This is a genomic window from Streptomyces sp. MMCC 100 (genome assembly GCF_041538145.2).
Classification (GTDB): domain Bacteria; phylum Actinomycetota; class Actinomycetes; order Streptomycetales; family Streptomycetaceae; genus Streptomyces.
Genome location: NZ_JBGORK020000001.1, coordinates 2,967,289 through 2,985,720 on the forward strand (window position 1 = coordinate 2,967,289; position 18,432 = coordinate 2,985,720).

An 18,432-nucleotide genomic window follows, 5' to 3' on the forward strand; every position below is an offset into this window, starting at 1 on the left:
GAGGGAGGTGGCGATGGCCCGGCCGTCGAAGCTCAGGGTAGCGGTCAGTGATCCTGACCAGTGGCTCAGCGAACGCGAGCGGGCACAGATGCTGGCACCGAAACTGCGGGCCTTGGCGGACGAGACGCGACTGACGCTGATCCTGCTCATCGCGCAACGTCCCCGCACCGTCAAGGAACTGCAGGAGGCCACCGGCTTGAGCCAGACGCTGGTCAGCCATCACCTGGCCCCGCTGCGTGAGCAGAACCTCGTAGAGGCGATTCCGAAGGGCCGCAGCAATCAGTACGTGATGTGCTGTCAGACGTTGGCCGAGCCGTTGCGCATGTTCGCCAGCCTTGCCGCCATGGACCCTGAGACGGTTGCGGCTTGCCTCCAGACGGGGGCCGGACAGCCGGCCGCGGTGCAGGGAGCCTGAGCCCGCCACTCGCCACAGGGGGCCGTGTTCCACGCAGACGCGTGGGATACGGCCCCCTGTGGCGTGCCGCTGTTGCTACTGCCGAAGATCGTTCTGGAAGCGGTCCCGGATGTCGAGCGTGCTGAGGGCATTGGTCGCGCGGGGCGGGATCGCGCCCGTGCGAGGCAGCGTCTTGATACAGATCAGGTGCGGGCCGGGAGCGGCCTGGGCCCTCAGCATCGCGGCCCGCACGTCCTCCTCCCGGTCGCAGACGACCGCGTCGGCGTATCCGGCGGCCTTCGCCATCTCGGGGAACGAGGTCGTCGCCGAGGTTGTCGCCTGTCCGCCCGTCGACTCGTGCACCCGGTTGTCGAGCACGACGTGGATCAGGTTGGCAGGCGCCTCGCTGCCGATCATCGACAGGGCGCCCAGGTGCATCAGCAGGGCTCCGTCTCCGTCCAGGACCACCACGGTCCGCTCCGGTTGGGTCAGCGCCACGCCGAGGCCGATGGAGGAGGCGTGGCCCATGGAGCCCTGCATGTAGAAGGTGCTGGGCGTGTCGGCCACCGCGAAGGTGTCACGGCCGGTGAATCCGGTGGTGGCGACGACGGCCGCCTGCGGCGCGGCAGAGGTGACGATGCGGATGGCTTCCGCGGCGGGCAGTCCCTCGGTGTGAGGGGAGTTGGCCGCCGCGGCCTTGCCGATGGCGCCGCGTTCAACCAGCACGAACGGCGCCCGCTGCTCGGCGAGGTCCTTTTCCGCCTTCTCCAGGACCGCGGTGAACTCCTCGACCCCGTCCTGCGCGTACAAGGTGTGGTGCGGGGTGTCGACGCTGTCGAGAAGGCCGGGAGTCGCCGGCCCCATCACGGCGTGCTGGGGTTCGTCCGTTGCGGGGTCGGGCCAGCCCCGCAGGCTGGTGAAGGTCAGGATCGGCAACTGGTAGGTCATCACCAGCGAAGTGAGCGGATTGATGAGGTTGCCCAGACCGGAGTTCTGCAGCATCACGTAGGCGCGCTGCCCGCCCAGGGCGGCGCCGGCGGCCACGGCGAGCGCGCTGCCCTCGTTCGGGGCGGGTACGTAGCGACCGGGCTCGGTGCTCAGGTGCGCGATCGGTCCACCGAAGTGGGAGCAGGGAACGCCGCTGGCGAGGGTGAAGCCGCGGTCGGCCAGGAGGTCGCAGAATTCTTGTGCCGTGATCATGGACGGGGCAGCTCCGTTTCGGGGGTGGTGGACGGCGTGACGGGCATCTCCTGGCCCGCCGCGGGCGCGCTGCGGGCGCGGCGTCGCATTTTGATGCCCTCGATGATGATGGGAATGCCGGAGATGAGCACGATGCCGATGACGATGCCTTCGATGTTGTCGCGGACGAAGGCGACTTGGCCCAGGTAGTAGCCGACGAGAGTCAGGCTGACCGACCACAGCACCGCACCGATCACGTTGAACAGGAAAAACGTGCGGTACGTCATGCGTCCGATGCCGGCGGTGATGGGGATGAAGGTACGGAAGACCGGGATGAAGCGGCCCATCACCAGGGCCTTGGGGCCGTGCTTGAGCATGAACTGCTGGGCCCGCTCGGCATTTTCCTGCTTGAAGAAGCGGGAGTTGGGGCGGCGGAAGAGCGCTCCGCCCACTTTGCGGCCGAAGGCGTAGCCGAACTGGTCGCCCAGGACGGCGGCTGCGGCGATGGCGAGCATGACCAGCCACAGGGGCTGGTGGAGGAACTGGTCGTTGGCCACGAGCAGCCCCGCCGTGAACAGTAGCGAGTCGCCGGGCAGGAAGAAGCAGACGATCAGGCCGGATTCGGCGAAGACGGTGGCCATGATGCCCAGCAGGCCGAAGCCGGAGATCAGGGCCTCGGCGTCGAGCAAGGGTGATGAGGCGAGGTTTTGCACGCGTGCCCCCCAGGACGGTGGTGCGAATGAGCGGACATGCCGCCTGCCGGCCCCGTCGCGGGACCGGCAGGTGGGCGGGGTTGATCAGCCGGCGGCCCAGTCGGGTCGCTGGTCGATGCGTACGACGGCGCAAGTGATGGACACCCCGCCGCCGTGGGCGACGATCAGTACGTGGTCGCCCGGGCCGACCTGCCCGGTTTCCACCAGGTGCGTCAGGCCGACAATCTGGTCGTTGACCGTCATGTGGCCCAGGTTGCGGCCGAAGTCGAGCAGGCCCTGGTCGGGGGAGAGGCCCATGGGGTCGAGGATGACCTTCAGGTAGCTCTCCTGGCCGGTGAACACGTGGCAGACCCTGGTGACGTCGCCCGGTTCCAGGCCGGCTTCGGCCAGGGTGCGCAGGGCGATCTCCGTGCGCAGCTCGCCCTGGCGGCGCACGACCTCGGCGACGGTCTCCTCCAGCCCGCCGGCGGCGGCCAGACGCTCCTTGAAGTCCATGCCGCGGCCGACCGTCAGCGACGGGGGGAAGAGCGGCTCCGTACCGCGGTACTGCTCCTCGACCTCCGCAGTGGAGCCGGTGTTGATGGACAGGAGGCTCGCGAAGCCCTCGGACTTCGACAGCAGGATCGCACTGCCCCCGTCACCGAGCACCCCGTTCTGGATGCCGAAGGCCCACCGGTTGAAGTTGGGGGTTCCGACGTTGTCGGCGCCGGTGAGCAGAGCGGCGCTGCGTTCGGGTACGGCCTTGAGGTAGCAGGCGGCCAGCTCCAGCGAGCCAATCAGTCCGCTGCAGGCCTGCCAGACACGGAAGGAGGGCACGTCGCGGTCGGTCAGGTGACGCAGGATGTAGTGCTGCGGGGACCAGCCTTCGGGGCCCTGTTCGTGCCCGCAGGCGTGGATGTGGAAGTCGATGTCGTGCGGGTGCAGCGCGGAGCGTTCCATGGCCTGCCGGGCAGCGGCGACCGCCATGTCCGGAGCGGGCATGTCGTCGGCGACGGCGGCGCCGGTCCAGCCGTAGAACTCGTAGTCGTCGGCGTCGTACAGACCCAGCGCGACTGCCTTCCGGGCGTCGACGATCTCAGGGATGTACGTGCCGAGCCCGGCGATGCGAATGTCGGTGGTCTTCATGAAGTCGGTCCTCGTCCCTCGCTCGGTCAGGCCGAGGCGTCTGCGGAGTTCAGTTCGTTGGCCAGGGCTTGGGCGACGGTGGTGATGGTGCCGTCTTTGAGGAGTTGCACCATGGGGAGTTTGACCTGGTAGCGGCGTTCGACGCGGTTGCGGAGTTCGACGGCCATGAGGGAGTCCATGCCGAGCCGGTTCAGCGGTCGGTTGATGTTGACGCGTTCGGGCCGCAGCCCCATCACGACCGCGACCTCCTGCTTGAGGAAGTCGAGGAGCTCGTCCGTGGGAGGCGCCTGCGCTGCTTCGGGGGCCTGCGAGGCCCTGGCATCGGGCAGGGACGGTGCTGCGGCCGCCGGGGCCGTGCTCTCGCCACTGGCCTCGACGGATGCGACCTCGGCTACCGGAGGCACGCTGTCCGTTGCCGCCACAGGTGTTGCGGAGTCGTCCGCCTTGGTGCCGGACTCCTCCTCGACCGGCTCCAGTTCGTTGGCGAGGGCTTGGGCGACGGTGGTGATGGTGCCGTCCTTGAGGAGTTGCACCATGGGGAGTTTGACCTGGTAGCGGCGTTCGACGCGGTTGCGGAGTTCGACGGCCATGAGGGAGTCCATGCCGAGCCGGTTCAGCGGTCGGTTGATGTTGACGCGTTCGGGCCGCAGCCCCATCACGACCGCGACCTCCTGCTTGAGGAAGTCGAGCAGTTCGGTGCTGGGCGCTGCTTGTGCAGGAGCGGTGGCCTGCGGTGCGATCCGGTCAGTGGCCGGCGGCTCGGCGACCGTTGCAGAGGCGGCCGGAGCCGCGGCTGGCGCGGATGCGACCCGACGGGACACGTCAGGTTCGGTGACCTGGGACGACGGGCGGGGTTCGGTGTTCTGCTTCTCAGGAGCGGGAGTCGGGTCCGCCGACTGATCACGGTTGGTGAGGTGCTGCACCAGAGGGGCAGCAGCCGCGTTCGGGTAGGCGCGGGCCCAAGCCCGCCAGTCCGCCGGCAACACCGCCGTGTGGAGCCTGCCTTCGGCCAGAATCCTGCCCAGCACCGACAGACCGTCGTCCGGGCTGAACGAGGTCATGCCGTGCGGCAGCAGCGTGCGCTCTTCCTCCTGCTCCTTGCGCGCCACCATCCCGACGCTGTCCCAGAACCCCCAGTTGACGACTGTGCTGGAGAGGCCCTGGGCATGCCGGTGGTGCGCCAGCGCATCGAGGAACGCATTCCCTGCCGCGTACCCGCCCAGCATGGGGGAGCTGAGGAGTGCGGAGCCGGAAGAGAACATGACGAACGCCTCGACCGACTCCTCGCGCAGCAACCGGTGCAGATTCCACGCGCCAGAGACCTTCGCCGCCAGGACTCGGTCCATCTCGGCGCCACTCATGTCACTGAGCAGGGTGTAGTCGATGACCCCGGCCGCGTGGAACACACCGCGCACAGGTGGCTTCCCCGCGCGGCGTCGCGACTCCAGCGTCGTCTGCATGGCCCGGGCGTCGGCGACGTCCACAGCCTTGTACGTCACGTTCACCCCGCGCTCGCGCAATTGCCGGAGCACGGCGACGGCGGTGGCCTGCGGATGAGTCTCGCTTACTACCGCGTCCTGCTCGGGCAGCGCACTGCGGCCGGTGAGCAGCAGGTGACGGGCGCCCTGGTCGGCCAGCCACAGCGCCAGCCGGCCGCCGATGCCGCCCGCACCTCCGGTGACCAGGTAGGTCCCGTCGGCATGAACGGTGACCGAGCGGCCGCGTGCACCGCCGGCCGTGACGGATGACTGGCCGAAGGACAGCACGACCTTGCCGGTGTGCCGGGCCTGGGCGATCAACCGGAAGGCGTCGGCGGCCTTCTCGACCGGGTACACCGTGTGCGGCAGTGCCTCCAGAGCGCCCTCGTCGACCAGGGCGGCAGCGGCCCGCAGGACACGTCCAGCCCGTTCAGGCGCGTGTTGGATCATGTGCACGACGTCGATGGCGTGGAAGGAAAGGTTGCGGGCGAAGGCACCCATCGGCAACGCGTTGTTGTCGAGGATGTCGCGTTTGCTGAGTTCCAGGTAGTGCCCGTACGGGGCCATCAGGGACAGGTTCGCCTCGATGGCGTCACCGGCCAGGGTGTTGCAGATGACGTCGAAGCCCTCTGCGACAGCCGGCTTGAAGGCGTCGGCGAAGGCAAGACTTCGGGAGTCGGCGACCTGCTCCACGCCGAGCTCGTTCAGCAGCTGCCGCTTGGCGTCACTGCCGGCGGTGGCGAAGACGCGGGCTCCCTTCCAGCGGGCGACGTTCAGCGCGGCCCGGCCGGTGCCGCCGGTCGCGGTGTGGATGAGTATCTTCTGCCCCCGTTCGAGGCGGGCCATGTCGTGCAGGGCGTGGTAGGCGGTGAGGTAGGCGGCCGGCAGGGTCGCGGCCTCGGCCGCGGTCAGCCTGGCCGGCTTGGGTGCCGTGAGGCAGGCGCGGGTGACGACCTCGGAGGCCAAGGCCCCTTCGGCGAAGGCGATGACCTGGTCGCCCACCGCGACGTCGGTCACGCCCGAGCCGGTCTCGCTGACCGTGCCGGCGCACTCCCAGCCCATCACCGGCGGCCTGTCGTCCTGTCCGGGATACATGCCCAGGCTCAGGAGCACGTCGCGGTAGTTGACCCCGGCGTGGCTGACCTGGATACGGACTTCGTCTGCGGCGAGGCCGCGCGAGGGGGCCGCGGTCAGCTGCAGGTCGTCGATGACGCCGGGTGCAGGCAGTGACAGCGCCTGCGGCGGAGGGGTGGCGGCCGCCGCGGGGCGCAGCCGGGCTGCCAGGCGCCGGCCGTTGCGCCACGCGACCTGGTTCTCCTGGTCGGGGTCGAGCAGTTGCTCCGCCAGGGCCGGGACACTGGCCGGGGAACGGTCGAGGTCGACCAGGCGAGGGTTCAGCGCGGGTGCCTCGGCAGCCAGCGTGCGGCCCAGCCCCCACGACATGGCCTGGAAGGGATGGCGTACCCGTTCCCCGGTTCCGGTGGCCTGGGCGAGCTGGGTGACCAGCCACAGTGGGGGGTTGCCGAGCGGCTCCTTCTCCAGGGCCCTGGTCAGGTGCAGGACGCTGTGCGCGGCGAGCACCTGGGTGCGGTGGATCTCGGTGGGTGTGGCGTCCAGGCCGGTCTGGGCGTCCAGGGCCCACAGATGGATGATGCCGCGGCAGGCACCGTAGCGGGCGACATCGGCCAGGACCTCGCGGTAGTGCTCTTCCTTGGCGGGGTCGATGCGGTAGCGGTCGCCGCCCCCGGACAGCTGGCCCGCGCCGGCGGTGACGGCGACGACGCGCTGGCCGCGGCCGTTCAGTTCACGCGCCAGGGCGCGCCCGGTGGGCCCGCTGTCGGTCAACAGCAACCAGAAGCCGTCGGGGTCGGTGGCGCCCGTCGCTGGGGCGGGAAGGGGAGCTTCGTCCCAGGTGAGTGTGTGCAGCCAGGTGTCGCGGTCGTCGCTGGCCGGGGCAGCCGGGGAGCCTGGGGTGCGGGATGGCGTCACGGGATCCTCGGTACGGGCGTTGAGCAGGGCGGGGGCGTGGCCGGCCAGGTACTGCAGGCGCAGTCCGCGCATCTGGGCGATCAGACGGCCGTCGTCGGCGCGGATGTCGATGTCGGCGCTGAACGAGTCCTCGCGCGGGGATGGCAGCAGCCTGGCGTGGCTGAACAAGGAGGCGGGCGGCTGCTGGTAGAAGCGGACTTCGTCGATGCCGCCGAGGACGAAGACGCCTTCGTCACCGGGAGCAGTCAGCTCACGGGCGGCGGCCATGGCGTGCCCGCTCGCGTCCAGGAGGGCCGGGTGGAAGTGGTGGTGGGCGAGTCCGTCGAGGAGTGCGGCTGGGCAGGTCAGCTGGGCGAGGACCTCGCCGTCGGCGCGCCACAGTTCGGTGATGCCTTGGAAGGTGCCGTTCCACTGGTTTCCGCGGGCGGCGTTCCACGTGTAGAAGTCGCCGGCGTCCTGGTGTTGGGGCAGGCGGGCACGAATGGACTGCAGCGACTCGCCCGCTCGGGGAGTGCCGCCCTCCACCGCGCGAGCAGTTGCTTCGGTGTGCAGAGCCCAGTCGTCGTCGGCGGATTCCCGGCTGAGGATGCGGCAGTGAAGTGAGGAGTCCGGGCGCGGAGTGACAGTGACCTGGACCTCTGGTGCGGGCCCGTCCTCGTCGAGGAAGAGGGCCCGGTGGTAGCGCACCTCGCTGACCGACAGCGCTCCGGATCCCAGTTCGGTGCGTGCGGCAGCGCTGACGAGCTCCAGGTGGGCGGTGCCCGGCAGGATGATGGTGTCCTGAATGCAGTGGTCGCGCAGGTAGGGGTGGTCAGCGAGCCGAAGTGGACCTTGCCATGTGCGGGTCGCGCCCTCGGTGGGTGACGGCTTACCGAGCAGTGGGTGCGTCGCGTGCTCCTTACCCGATGCAGGCTCGGCGGGTGCCGCGGTGGCGGCCGCGGGACGGGCTGGGCCGGGGCTGATCCAGTGGTGGGTGCGCTGCCACGGATACGTGGGCAGGGCCACGTAGCTCCCGTCGGCGGTCAGCTTGTCGAGGTCGAGACGGGCACCGGCTGTGTGCAGGGCGGCTGCGGAGGTGAGCAGGGAGCCGCGTTCGTCCGCGTGCCGGCGCAGGCTGCCGACCGCGGTGGTGTCGGCGCCGGTGGCCATGCGGCTGGTCTCGCGGATTCCTGACACGAGCAGCGGATGAGGACTGACTTCGACGAACACGGTGTCGCCGAGGTCGAGCTGCCCCTGTACCGCGCCGACGAAGTCGACCGGTTGGCGGATGTTGCGCACCCAGTACTCGGCGTTCATGCCGGAGCCGTCGATGACCTCGTTCAACAGGGTGGAGTGCAGGGGGATGGTGCCTGCCCGCGGTGTGAGGTGGGACAGCTCGGAGAGCAGATCCTCCTGAAGCGCGTCCATCTGCGGGCAGTGCGACGCGAAGTCCACGTTGACCCGCCGATTGTCGACACCGCGCGCGTCGAGGCCGGCCAGTACCTGGTCGAGAGCCTCACCATCACCGGACAGGAGGGTGGAGGTGGGGCTGTTGATGGCGGCTACGGCCACCGTGTCCTCGTGACCGACCAGCGCTGCCGCTGCCTCGTCGGCGGGAAGAGCGACCCAGGCCATGGTGCCGCGGCCGGAAAGGCGCTTGGCCAGTCGGCTGCGGCGGCAGATCACCGCGGCGGCGTCAGAGAGTGACAGAGCGCCGGCGATGTAGGCGGCGGCGGACTCACCCATGCTGTGGCCGATGACCACGTCCGGTTCGATGCCCCAGGAGCGCCAGAGTTCGGTCAGGGCGATCTCCATGGCCCAGAGGGTGGGCTGGATGACGTCGAGTTCCTTGAGCCGCTCTTCATCCGCCGAGCGCAGGAGCTCGATGACCGACCAGCCGTTCTCCGTCCTGATGGCGTCGTCGCAGTCCCGCATGGCCTGGTGGAAGACCGGCTCGGTGTCCAGGAGCTCGCGGCCCATGCCTGGCCACTGCGAGCCCTGTCCGGGAAACACGAACGCGACCCGTGGCGTCGCGTCGGAGTCGGTGTAGTCGCTGAAGGACAGGCCGGGCTCGTTGTCGCCGTCGGCGAACCCCCGCAACGCGGCGGCGGCCTCGGCGTGGCTCTGGAGGGGAAGGGCGAGGCGGGCGTCGTGAACGGTACGGCGCAGCGCCGCGGAGTGGGCGATGTCCCTCAGCTTCTGGCGCGCGCCGGGGTCTTCGAGGTGGTCGGCCATGCTGCGGGCTGCTTCGGACAGGGCTTCGGGGCTGAACGCGGACAACACCAGCAGCTCGCTGCGCGCGTCCGGCGCTGTGTCCCGGGCGGTGGTGCGCGGCTCGGGGGCGGCTTCGAGGACGAGGTGGGCGTTGGTTCCGGAGAAGCCGAAGCTGGAGACCCCGGCGATGGCGGGCCGGTCCCGCTGCGGCAGGGGGGTGGCGTGGGTGGGTACGGCGAGCGGCAGGTTGGCCCAGTCGACGGCGGGGTTGGGGTTCTTCAGGTGCAGGTTGGGCGGGATCGTCTTGTTCTCCAGGCACAGCACGGCCTTGATGAGACCGGCGATTCCGGCGGCTGCCTCGGCGTGGCCGATGTTGGTCTTCACTGAGCCGACCAGGCAGCGATCGTCCGAGGCCCGGGTGCCGACGATGTCGGCCAGGGCCTGCAGCTCGACCGGGTCGCCGACGCTGGTGCCGGTGCCGTGGGCCTCGATGTAGTCGATGTCGGCCGGGTCCACGGCGGCGTTGGCGTAGGCGCGGCGCAGCACGTCACGTTGGCCCTCGACGGCGGGCGTGACCAGGTAGCCACTGCTCTGGCCGTCGTTGCCGACGGCGGACCCGCGGATGACCGCCCGGATGCGGTCGCCGTCGGCGAGAGCGGCCGACAGCGGCTTGAGGATGACGGCCCCGATGCCGTCGCTGCGGACGAAGCCGTCGCCCGAGGCGTCGGCGAACTTGCAGCGGCCGTCGGAGGCGAGCATGCCGGCGCCCGAGTAGACGACCCCCTCTTCCGGCAGGAGTACGAGGTTGACCCCGCCGGCGATCGCCAGGGGGCACTCGCCGAGCCGGATTGCCTGGACGGCGTTGTGGACGGCCACGAGCGCGGAGGAGCAGGCGGTGTCGACGGTGAAGCTGGGTCCCCGCAGGTCGAATGCGTAGGACAGCCGGCCGGAGGTGATGGCGCGGGCGGCCGCACCGGTCATGGCGTACAGGTCGAGCTGATCGCGGTCGTCGTACTGCAGATGCCAGTAGTCACCGCCCAGCTGGCCGATGAAGACGCCCGTGTCGGTGCCCGCGATGCGGGGCAGGGGCTGCCCCGCGTCTTCGAGGGCTTCGTAGGCGACCTCCAGGAGGAGCCGCTGCTGGGGGTCCATGCGGTCGGCCTCCCGGGGGGAGATGCCGAAGAATTCCGCGTCGAAGGCGTCGATGTCGTGGAGCAGGCCGCCCCACCGGCTCACCGTGCGGCCGGGCGTGCGGGGCGTGGGGTCGTAGACGGCGTCGACGTCGTAGCGGTCCGGCGGGATGTCCGTGATGGCGTCGCGGCCCTGGAGCAGCATGTCCCAGAGTTGTTCAAGGCTGGTGGCATCGGCGAACCGTCCGGCCATGCCGATGATGGCGATCGGTTCACTGGCAGTCCCAGCCGCGCGGGTGGAGTCGTGAGGCATGAATGTCCTTCCGGGCATGACGAAGCCGTTCACTGGTGAAGCAGCACGGAAGGATCTGCGGTGCGGGCGCGGCAGACCGGCAGCTGGGCCGGTCCGGTGGCGGGCGATCGCACCGAGGACAGAACGAGAGTGAGGCGGGAAGGATTCGGTCCGTTGGCTGAGCGGTCAGGTGCGGGGCGAGCGCACTTGACCGTTCACGGGCCGGGCGCGGCTATCGGCACAGCCGCTGCTTCCCGATGTCGCTGTGGCACTGGGCGGTTGTCCTGGTGCCACTACCCCCGCTGTTTCGACATGTATCGAGATTGACCCGGCGTGGGGCGCCCGCGCAACGCGGCACGAGGTGACGCTCGTCACATCGTGGCAGGCTGTGGCATGAGGTTGACATTCATCGAAACAGGGGTGAAGGTGGAACTCTGATTCGTTGTTTATCTATATAGGCGGTTGTGATGCGCTTGCTTCGCGTCGCCCTCCGAGCCGCCGCGACAGGAGCCGCTTGCGATGAGTGATTCCATCGGCCTCGACGCTGAGCAGACCGGCTCTTGCTGTGCCGCGATCGCTGAATTCCGGCGGCGGGCTGCGGAGCGCAGCGAACAACACAAGCAGGCGGACACCGCAGAGGATCTCGCGGCTTCCTCGTCCGATCCCACGCGAGATGCCTGACTGCCGCCCTTCCCTTCGTGAAAGGACACCGCACAGTGGTTGACCTCGGCTCCGACCGCCTCCCAGTCGCCGTGATCGGCGCCGGCCCCGTCGGGCTGGCTGCTGCCGCGCACCTGGCCGAACGCAGCGTCCCCTTCGTCGTCCTGGAAGCCGGAGACGCTGCGGCGACAGCCGTGCAGGCCTGGTCCCACATTCAGCTCTTCAGCCCATGGGAGTTCAACACCGATCCCGCTGCCCGCCGACTGCTCGCGGCCGCCGGCTGGGAGGAGCCCGAGGCGTCCGCCCTGCCCACGGGCGGGGATCTCGTCAAGCAGTACCTCCAGCCGCTGGCCGAGCTTCCCGCGCTGGCTTCCCACATCCGCTACGGCGCCGAGGTCACCGCAATCAGCAGGCTGGGCATCGACCGTCTGCGCACCGCCGACCGGGACGCGGCCCCGTTCGTCCTGCGCCTGGCTGACGGTGAGGAAGTGCTGGCGCGCGCCGTCATCGACGCCTCGGGGACCTGGCGTCAGCCGAACCACGTCGGCGCGAACGGCCTGCCCGCCCACGGCGAGCAGGACGCCGCCGCCTGGATCAACCACGGCCTGCCCGACGTCTTCGGAGCGGACCGCGACCAGCACGCCGGCCGTCACACCGTCGTGGTCGGCGCCGGCCACTCGGCAGCCAACACCCTGCTGGCCCTGGCCGAGCTGGCCGACACCGCACCGGGCACCACCATCACCTGGGCCATCCGCGGCGCCGACCCGGCCGCCTCCTTCGGCGGTGGCAGTGACGACGAGCTGCCCGCACGAGGAGCCATCGGCTCCGGCCTGAAGATGCTCGTGGAAACCGGCCGCGTCACTCTTGCCGCCAACTTCCGCACCCACGCCGTCCGCCGCCTGGGCGACGACCCCTCGCGCGACCAGGTGGAGCTCGTCTCCCGGGACCTGGACGGCACCGAGCGAAGCCTGACCGCCGACCGGGTCGTCGCGGCCACCGGCTTCAGGCCCGACTACCGCATCGTCGACGAGCTGCGCCTGGAGCTCGACCCGATCATGTCCGCACCCCGCGCCCTCGCCCCGCTCATCGACCCCAACCAGCACTCGTGCGGAACCGTCACCCCGCACGGCTACCGCGAACTGGCCCACCCCGAACCGGGCTACTACACCGTCGGCATGAAGAGCTACGGCCGGGCTCCGACCTTCCTCATGCTCACCGGTTACGAGCAGGTCCGCTCCATCGCCGCCGCGCTGGCCGGTGACTTCGAAGCGGCTCAGTCGGTCGAACTGCAGCTGCCAGAGACCGGAGTGTGCTCGGTGACTGCCGGGGGAGAGGCGCTCGCCCTGCGTCTCGGGTTGACCAAGGATCAGCACGAGCAGCTTCTCCACGTCACCGCGAAGCACCTGGGCACATCGGCCACGGCTTCGGACGCCGTGCTGTCCGCCGCGACGGAACTCGGCATCGACCACACCGCGGCCCTGCAGTTGGCCGCCTACGCCGCTGACATGTTCGACGCGCCCGGCGCCCAAGGCTGCTGAACCGCCCCGGCGGGGTCGCCCCTCCCCGTCTTGGGGGAGGCGACCCCGTCGGCAGTCCGGTCAGGTGGTGCGGTGCACCTTGTGCTGCGCCGCCTGTGCTCTGGGGCGGACCACAAGGAGGTCGATGTTCACGTGAGGCGGCCGGGTCACCGCCCACGTCACCACGTCGGCGACATCATCGGCGACCAGCGGGTCCGGAACACCCGCGTAGACGGCGTCCGCCCTGTCCAGGTCACCGCGGTAGCGATTCAGGGAGAACTCCTCGGTGTGGACCATCCCCGGAGCGATCTCGACCACCCGCAAGGCCTCCCCGCACACCTCCAGACGCAGAGTCTCGGCCAGTACGTGGGCGCCGTGCTTGGCGGCGCTGTAACCGCCCCCTCCTTCGTAGCAGGTGAACGACGCGGTGGAGGAGATCACGACCACCACCCCGTCACCAGAGGCCTTCAGGGCCGGCAGCAGGGCCTGGGTCATGTGCAGGGCGCCGACGACATTCACCTCGTACATCGACCGCCAGTCACCAGGATCGGCGTTCTCGATATGCTCCGTTCCGTAGGCCCCACCCGCGTTGTTGACCAGCACGTCACACGCCGGAAACTGGGCGGCGAAGGCGAGGACGGCCTCTCGGTCGGTCACGTCCAGGGGGAACACCTGGGCCGTTCCTCCGTCGTTTCTGATCTCCTTGGCGACGGCCTCCAGGCGGTCGACCCGGCGGGCTGTCAGGACGACCTCGAACCCTTCGCGAGCCAGCGCCCGCGCGGTTGCCGCCCCGATGCCGCTACTGGCTCCGGTGACGACGGCCGTCCTCGTGCGAGCTGCCTGTGTATCGGCGGTACGCATGCTTGTCGTGCCCCCAGTGCTGATTAGACGCTCATCGAATCAATCGATCTTGGCAGGAGACGAAACGAGTGTCAACATAGATGCATGTCGAAGCTAGCGCAGTTGGCGGCCACCGCCTCCGCTCCACCGTGCTGCCCGTCCCTCACGGACCGGGAGCTCACCGACGAGGAGGCCGAGGTCACCGCCGCCATGTTCAAGGCGCTGGGTGATCCGGTGAGGCTGCGGCTGTTTTCCAAGGTTGCTTCCCACCCTGACGGGGAGGCCTGTGTGTGCGACATCGCCGACGTCGGCGTCTCCCAGCCCACGGTCAGCCATCACCTGAAGAAACTCCGCGAGGCCGGCCTGTTGCTGTCCGAGCGGCGCGGCACCTGGGTCTACTACCGACTCGCCCCGTCGGTGCTCGCTGCCCTGTCCGGATTTCTTACCACCCGCGACTGATCCGCATCACGGAGTATCCATCGAGCCTGGTCTGCGCGGCTGACATCTGCCGCGCCACGTGATTTCTGCGTGCTGTGCATGCCCCGGCCCGTGGTGACGCCCCACGCGGCCAGCGGTCCGTCGAGGGTGGTGGCTCACTCGTCGTGCTGCCTCTCCTGTGTCTGCCCCGGCTGCGCTTCGGGGCCTCTCGGTGCGCCTTGATCTCCTGAGGGCACCGCCAGTAGTCCCCAAGGATGCGCTGCACTTGGGTCCCGGCAAGTGGTTGACACCCGCCATAGATCGACGCCAAGCTGATTCCTGATTCGGCAACAGTCGATATAGCCAAGTCGCGGCCGGCTCTATGCAGCGCCCTCGTGGCCGCAACGTTCCCGTGCGCACGGATGCGCCCGGGACCTCCGCACCCTCCAATCCGGCAGTGCCACCCGTCGGGCTGCCCACTCCCTCCCCCGCCGGTTCGGCTGTCCACAGTGCCCTTGCATGAGAGGACTCGCACATGACCAGCACCATCCTCACCACTGCTCAGGCCCACTCCAACAACATTCTGCGAAGCGACGGCGACCGTGCTGCGGAGCCCAACATCTTCCTGGCGGGCGGGAAAGACATTCCCGAGGACCAGCGGATGCACGAGGTGGAACCGCTCACCGACCGGGTCAAACTCAACGTCGAGAACCGCTACGAGCACTTCGAGGCGACGTCAGAAGTACGAGAGGTCGACGGGCGCTCCCTGCGTGTCTACGGCTGGATCTATCGGACGTACGTAGCCGAGTAGCAGGCCAGTCACGCGAAGGGCGGGGCGAATGTCTTCCAGAGAGGATCCCCTCAGAATGGCGCGCGAGTCGGCCAGTGCTCGGACCAGCGAGTCCGGGCTGCCCATCGAACCGGTCTACGGGCCCGACGCCCTGGCGGACTGGGACGCGGCCGAGAAGCTGGGCGAGCCCGGGAAGTACCCCTTCACCCGGGGCGTCTACCCGTCGATGTACACGGGCCGGCCGTGGACGATGCGCCAGTACGCCGGTTTCGGCACGGCGACGGAGTCCAACGCCCGCTACAAGCAGCTCATCGCCAACGGCACCATGGGCCTGTCGGTCGCCTTCGACCTGCCCACCCAGATGGGCCACGACTCCGACGCGCCGATCGCGAGCGGCGAGGTCGGCAAGGTCGGCGTCGCCATCGACTCCATCGACGACATGCGGGTGCTGTTCGGCGGGATCCCGCTGGACAAGGTCTCCACGTCGATGACGATCAACGCCCCGGCCGCCCTGCTGCTCCTGCTCTACCAACTCGTCGCCGAGGAGCAGGGCGTGAGCGCGGACGAGCTCACCGGCACGATTCAGAACGACGTGCTGAAGGAGTACATCGCGCGCGGGACGTACATCTTCCCGCCGAAGCCCTCGCTGCGGCTGATCGCGGACATCTTCAAGTACTGCGGGGCCGAGATCCCGAAGTGGAACACCATCTCGATCTCCGGCTACCACATGGCCGAGGCGGGCGCGTCCCCCGCGCAGGAGATCGCGTTCACCCTCGCGGACGGCATCGAGTACGTGCGCACCGCGGTCGCGGCCGGCATGGACGTGGACGACTTCGCGCCCCGCCTGTCCTTCTTCTTCGTGGCCCGCACGACGATCCTGGAGGAGGTCGCCAAGTTCCGCGCGGCCCGCCGGATCTGGGCGCGGGTGATGAAGGAGGAGTTCGGCGCGAAGAACCCCAAGTCGCTGATGCTGCGCTTCCACACCCAGACCGCGGGCGTGCAGCTGACCGCCCAGCAGCCCGAGGTGAACCTGGTCCGGGTCGCCGTGCAGGGCCTGGGCGCGGTCCTGGGCGGTACGCAGTCGCTGCACACCAACTCCTTCGACGAGGCCATCGCGCTGCCCACCGACAAGTCCGCGCGCCTGGCCCTGCGCACCCAGCAGGTCCTCGCCTACGAGACGGACGTGACGGCGACCGTCGACCCCTTCGCCGGTTCCTACGTCGTCGAGCGGATGACCGACGACGTCGAGGCGGCGGCCCTGGAGCTGATGGGCAAGGTCGAGGACCTCGGCGGCGCGGTCAACGCCATCGAGCACGGCTTCCAGAAGAGCGAGATCGAGCGCTCCGCCTACCGCATCGCCCAGGAGACCGACTCCGGCGAGCGGGTCGTGGTCGGCGTCAACCGCTTCCAGCTCGACGAGGAGGAGCCCTACGAGCCGCTCCGCGTCGACCCGGCCATCGAGGCCCAGCAGGCCGAACGCCTGGCCAGGCTCCGCGCGGAGCGCGACCAGGCGTCGGTGGACTCGGCCCTCGCGGCGCTGAGGAAGGCCGCCGAGGGCGAGGACAACGTCCTGTACCCGATGAAGGACGCGCTGCGCGCCCGCGCCACCGTCGGCGAGGTCTGCAACGCCCTGCGCGAGGTCTGGGGCACCTACATGCCTTCCGATGTTTAGGACGGGCGGCCCAATCCGTGCCTGTGTGTTAGGAGTTCATTGATGCGGTTGTTACCGCTGCGGGTCGTCGTGGCCAAACCCGGCCTCGACGGTCATGATCGAGGGGCGAAGGTTGTCGCACGAGCTTTGCGCGATGCCGGTGTGGAAGTCATCTACACGGGTTTGCACCAGACGCCGGCACAGATCGTCGCCACGGCAGTCCAGGAAGACGCTGATGGCATCGGACTGTCCGTACTGTCCGGAGCACACATGACCGCGTTTCCGGAAGTCGTGAAGCTGCTCCGGAAGGAGGAGGCATCGAACATTGTCGTCTTCGGGGGCGGCATCATTCCCGAGGACGATGTTGCGAGCCTCCTCGGAGGGGGCGTTGCGGCGCTGTTTACGCCGGGGACTTCGATGACGACGGTCGTGGACTGGGTGACGAATCATGTGGGCGCGGGCAGACTTCGAGCCGACCGGGTTTGACGCCACCTGTGCCCGTCGGCGGGTAGGCCGGGCTTGCTGAGGCCCCTCTTCCAGCGGAGGGCCGGCGAAGCTTGCTGAATGCAGGAGTTCAGCTACTGACGACTGCGAGAGCCCTGTCCGGTTCGGCCCGCTCGGCGCGCCCTTCCGCCGCAAGATGACGCTCGGCGTCCAGGGCCGCCGCGCAGCCGGAGCCGGCGGCGGTGATTGCCTGACGGTACGTGTGATCAACCACGTCTCCGGCACCGAACACACCGGGGATGTTCGTCCGGGTGGAGGGAGAGGCGACCCTCAGGTAGCCCGAGGGGTCCAGCTCCAGCTGTCCGCGGAAGATATCGGTGCGCGGGTCGTGGCCGATGGCGATGAAGAGGCCGGTCGCGGTCAGCTCACGCTTCTCGTCGGTAAGGGTGTCGCGCAGCGTCATGCCGGACAGCATGCCGTTTTCCTCGTGGAGCGCAGCGACCTCGCTGTCGAAGGCGAAGGAGATCTTGTCGTCGGAGAACGCGCGGTTCTGCATGACCTGGGAGGCGCGCAGGATGGAGCGCCGGTGTACGACGGTGACCGAGCGGGCGAAGCGGGTGAGGAAGGTGGCCTCTTCCATGGCGGTGTCGCCGCCGCCGACGACCACGATGTCGCGGTCACGGAAGAAGAAGCCATCACAGGTCGCGCACCAGGAGACGCCCCGCCCGGACAGCTCGTCCTCCTTGGGCAGGCCGAGCTTGCGGTATCCGGAGCCCGTGGCGACGATCACCGTCCTTGCACGGTGGACGGTACCGGCGGTGTCGGTAACGGACTTGATGTCACCGGCAAGGTCGACGGCGACGATGTCGTCGTCGAGCATGTCGGCGCCGAACCTTTCGGCTTGGGCCCGCATGTTCTCCATGAGCTCGGGGCCTTGGACACCGTGGGGGAATCCGGGGAAGTTCTCAACCTCGGTCGTGGTCGTGAGCGAGCCGCCGACGAAAATCGCACCGCCGAAGACGAGGGGCTTGAGGCTGGCGCGGGCAGTGTAGAGCGCGGCGGTGTAGCCGGCCGGGCCCGAGCCGATGATGATGACGTCGCGCACGTTTGTGGTGCTGCTCATGACTGCGGCTCCGGGGCGATCTCCTTGATCAGGCCCTCGACCAGCACCTTGATCTCGTCGCGGATCGGGCGGACGGCCTCGACGCCTTGGCCGGCGGGGTCGTCCAGTGTCCAGTCGAGGTAGCGCTTGCCGGGGAAGACCGGGCAGGTGTCGCCGCATCCCATGGTGATACAGACGTCGGACTCCTGGACCGCGTCCACGGTCAGCATCTTGGGCACTTCGGCAGAGATGTCGATGCCGACCTCACGCATGGCCTCGACGGCGGCCGGGTTGACGCTCTCGCCCGGGTTGGATCCGGCGGAACGGACCTCGACGCGGTCCCCGGCCAGGTGGGTCAGCCACGCGGCAGCCATCTGGGATCGGCCGGCGTTGTGGACACAGACGAACAACACGGAGGGCTTGTCGGACATCAGGGCGTCTCACTTGTCTCGCAACGACATCAGGCGCGAATGACTTCAGCACCCGGTGGTGTCAGTCACCACTGATGTGAGAGTATC

General features: G+C 69.1%; 14 protein-coding genes. 7 read left to right on the top strand and 7 right to left on the bottom strand.

Annotation, left to right across the window (positions count from 1 at the left end):
* Window positions 1-13 precede the first annotated feature (13 nt).
* Window positions 14-415 (top strand): ArsR/SmtB family transcription factor, encoded by a 402-nt coding sequence (locus ABS735_RS13645; protein ID WP_016325505.1) that lies wholly within the window; start codon window positions 14-16, stop codon window positions 413-415.
* Window positions 416-490: 75 nt separating this feature from the next.
* Here ABS735_RS13645 and aepY read toward each other — a convergent pair whose 3' ends face one another.
* The 4 genes from aepY to ABS735_RS13665 all read right to left on the bottom strand — a co-directional run bounded on the left by aepY (window position 491) and on the right by ABS735_RS13665 (window position 10,514).
* The gene (gene aepY / locus ABS735_RS13650) at window positions 491-1,594 is read right to left on the bottom strand and encodes a phosphonopyruvate decarboxylase (protein ID WP_016325504.1); all 1,104 of its coding nucleotides are present in this window, start codon (window positions 1,592-1,594) and stop codon (window positions 491-493) included.
* Window positions 1,591-2,286, bottom strand: a complete 696-nt coding sequence (locus tag ABS735_RS13655) for a DedA family protein (protein WP_042799409.1) — start codon at window positions 2,284-2,286, stop codon at window positions 1,591-1,593. The genes aepY and ABS735_RS13655 overlap by 4 nt, the downstream gene beginning before the upstream one ends.
* 84 nt (window positions 2,287-2,370) lie before the next feature.
* Window positions 2,371-3,411, bottom strand: coding sequence for a ketoacyl-ACP synthase III family protein (locus ABS735_RS13660; protein WP_007445820.1), 1,041 nt, complete (start codon window positions 3,409-3,411; stop codon window positions 2,371-2,373).
* Between the two features lie 26 nt (window positions 3,412-3,437).
* The gene (locus tag ABS735_RS13665) at window positions 3,438-10,514 is read right to left on the bottom strand and encodes a type I polyketide synthase (protein WP_042799407.1); all 7,077 of its coding nucleotides are present in this window, start codon (window positions 10,512-10,514) and stop codon (window positions 3,438-3,440) included.
* A gap of 498 nt (window positions 10,515-11,012) precedes the next feature.
* Between ABS735_RS13665 and ABS735_RS13670 the strand changes: the two genes are divergently transcribed.
* Window positions 11,013-11,174, top strand: a complete 162-nt coding sequence (locus ABS735_RS13670) for a hypothetical protein (protein WP_016325501.1) — start codon at window positions 11,013-11,015, stop codon at window positions 11,172-11,174.
* Window positions 11,175-11,209: 35 nt separating this feature from the next.
* Window positions 11,210-12,691: an NAD(P)-binding domain-containing protein gene (locus ABS735_RS13675; RefSeq protein WP_016325500.1), complete on the top strand. Its 1,482-nt coding sequence runs from the start codon at window positions 11,210-11,212 to the stop codon at window positions 12,689-12,691.
* 60 nt (window positions 12,692-12,751) lie between these two features.
* On the opposite strand, the gene ABS735_RS13680 is transcribed toward ABS735_RS13675, so the two are convergent.
* Window positions 12,752-13,531, bottom strand: a complete 780-nt coding sequence (locus ABS735_RS13680) for an SDR family oxidoreductase (RefSeq protein ID WP_042799405.1) — start codon at window positions 13,529-13,531, stop codon at window positions 12,752-12,754.
* Window positions 13,532-13,615: 84 nt separating this feature from the next.
* Between ABS735_RS13680 and ABS735_RS13685 the strand changes: the two genes are divergently transcribed.
* The 4 genes from ABS735_RS13685 (at window position 13,616) to ABS735_RS13700 (ending at window position 16,854) form a co-directional block, all read left to right on the top strand.
* On the top strand, window positions 13,616-13,969 hold the full coding sequence (locus tag ABS735_RS13685; protein WP_042799404.1) for an ArsR/SmtB family transcription factor: 354 nt from the start codon (window positions 13,616-13,618) through the stop codon (window positions 13,967-13,969).
* 493 nt (window positions 13,970-14,462) lie between these two features.
* Entirely contained in the window at window positions 14,463-14,738 is a 276-nt protein-coding gene (locus ABS735_RS13690) for a DUF5988 family protein (protein ID WP_016325497.1), read from the top strand.
* Window positions 14,739-14,793: 55 nt separating this feature from the next.
* Window positions 14,794-16,389 carry an acyl-CoA mutase large subunit family protein gene (locus ABS735_RS13695; RefSeq protein WP_373905803.1) on the top strand — a complete coding sequence of 532 codons (1,596 nt, stop codon included), beginning with the start codon at window positions 14,794-14,796 and terminating at the stop codon, window positions 16,387-16,389.
* Between the two features lie 42 nt (window positions 16,390-16,431).
* Window positions 16,432-16,854: a cobalamin B12-binding domain-containing protein gene (locus ABS735_RS13700; protein ID WP_016325495.1), complete on the top strand. Its 423-nt coding sequence runs from the start codon at window positions 16,432-16,434 to the stop codon at window positions 16,852-16,854.
* A gap of 88 nt (window positions 16,855-16,942) precedes the next feature.
* Here ABS735_RS13700 and trxB read toward each other — a convergent pair whose 3' ends face one another.
* On the bottom strand, window positions 16,943-17,935 hold the full coding sequence (trxB, locus tag ABS735_RS13705; protein WP_016325494.1) for a thioredoxin-disulfide reductase: 993 nt from the start codon (window positions 17,933-17,935) through the stop codon (window positions 16,943-16,945).
* Entirely contained in the window at window positions 17,932-18,345 is a 414-nt protein-coding gene (locus ABS735_RS13710; RefSeq protein WP_016325493.1) for an arsenate reductase ArsC, read from the bottom strand. Before ABS735_RS13710 ends, trxB begins: the two co-directional genes overlap by 4 nt.
* Window positions 18,346-18,432: the final 87 nt, after the last annotated feature.

Coding starts and splice junctions, on each gene's coding strand:
- ABS735_RS13645 (WP_016325505.1), top strand. CDS start 14: ATGGCCCGGCCGTCGAAGCTCAGGGTAGCGGTCAGTGATCCTGACCAG.
- trxB (WP_016325494.1), bottom strand. CDS start 17,935: ATGAGCAGCACCACAAACGTGCGCGACGTCATCATCATCGGCTCGGGC.
- ABS735_RS13700 (WP_016325495.1), top strand. CDS start 16,432: ATGCGGTTGTTACCGCTGCGGGTCGTCGTGGCCAAACCCGGCCTCGAC.
- ABS735_RS13660 (WP_007445820.1), bottom strand. CDS start 3,411: ATGAAGACCACCGACATTCGCATCGCCGGGCTCGGCACGTACATCCCT.
- ABS735_RS13710 (WP_016325493.1), bottom strand. CDS start 18,345: ATGTCCGACAAGCCCTCCGTGTTGTTCGTCTGTGTCCACAACGCCGGC.
- ABS735_RS13695 (WP_373905803.1), top strand. CDS start 14,794: ATGGCGCGCGAGTCGGCCAGTGCTCGGACCAGCGAGTCCGGGCTGCCC.
- ABS735_RS13665 (WP_042799407.1), bottom strand. CDS start 10,514: ATGCCTCACGACTCCACCCGCGCGGCTGGGACTGCCAGTGAACCGATC.
- ABS735_RS13670 (WP_016325501.1), top strand. CDS start 11,013: ATGAGTGATTCCATCGGCCTCGACGCTGAGCAGACCGGCTCTTGCTGT.
- ABS735_RS13690 (WP_016325497.1), top strand. CDS start 14,463: ATGACCAGCACCATCCTCACCACTGCTCAGGCCCACTCCAACAACATT.
- aepY (WP_016325504.1), bottom strand. CDS start 1,594: ATGATCACGGCACAAGAATTCTGCGACCTCCTGGCCGACCGCGGCTTC.
- ABS735_RS13685 (WP_042799404.1), top strand. CDS start 13,616: ATGTCGAAGCTAGCGCAGTTGGCGGCCACCGCCTCCGCTCCACCGTGC.
- ABS735_RS13680 (WP_042799405.1), bottom strand. CDS start 13,531: ATGCGTACCGCCGATACACAGGCAGCTCGCACGAGGACGGCCGTCGTC.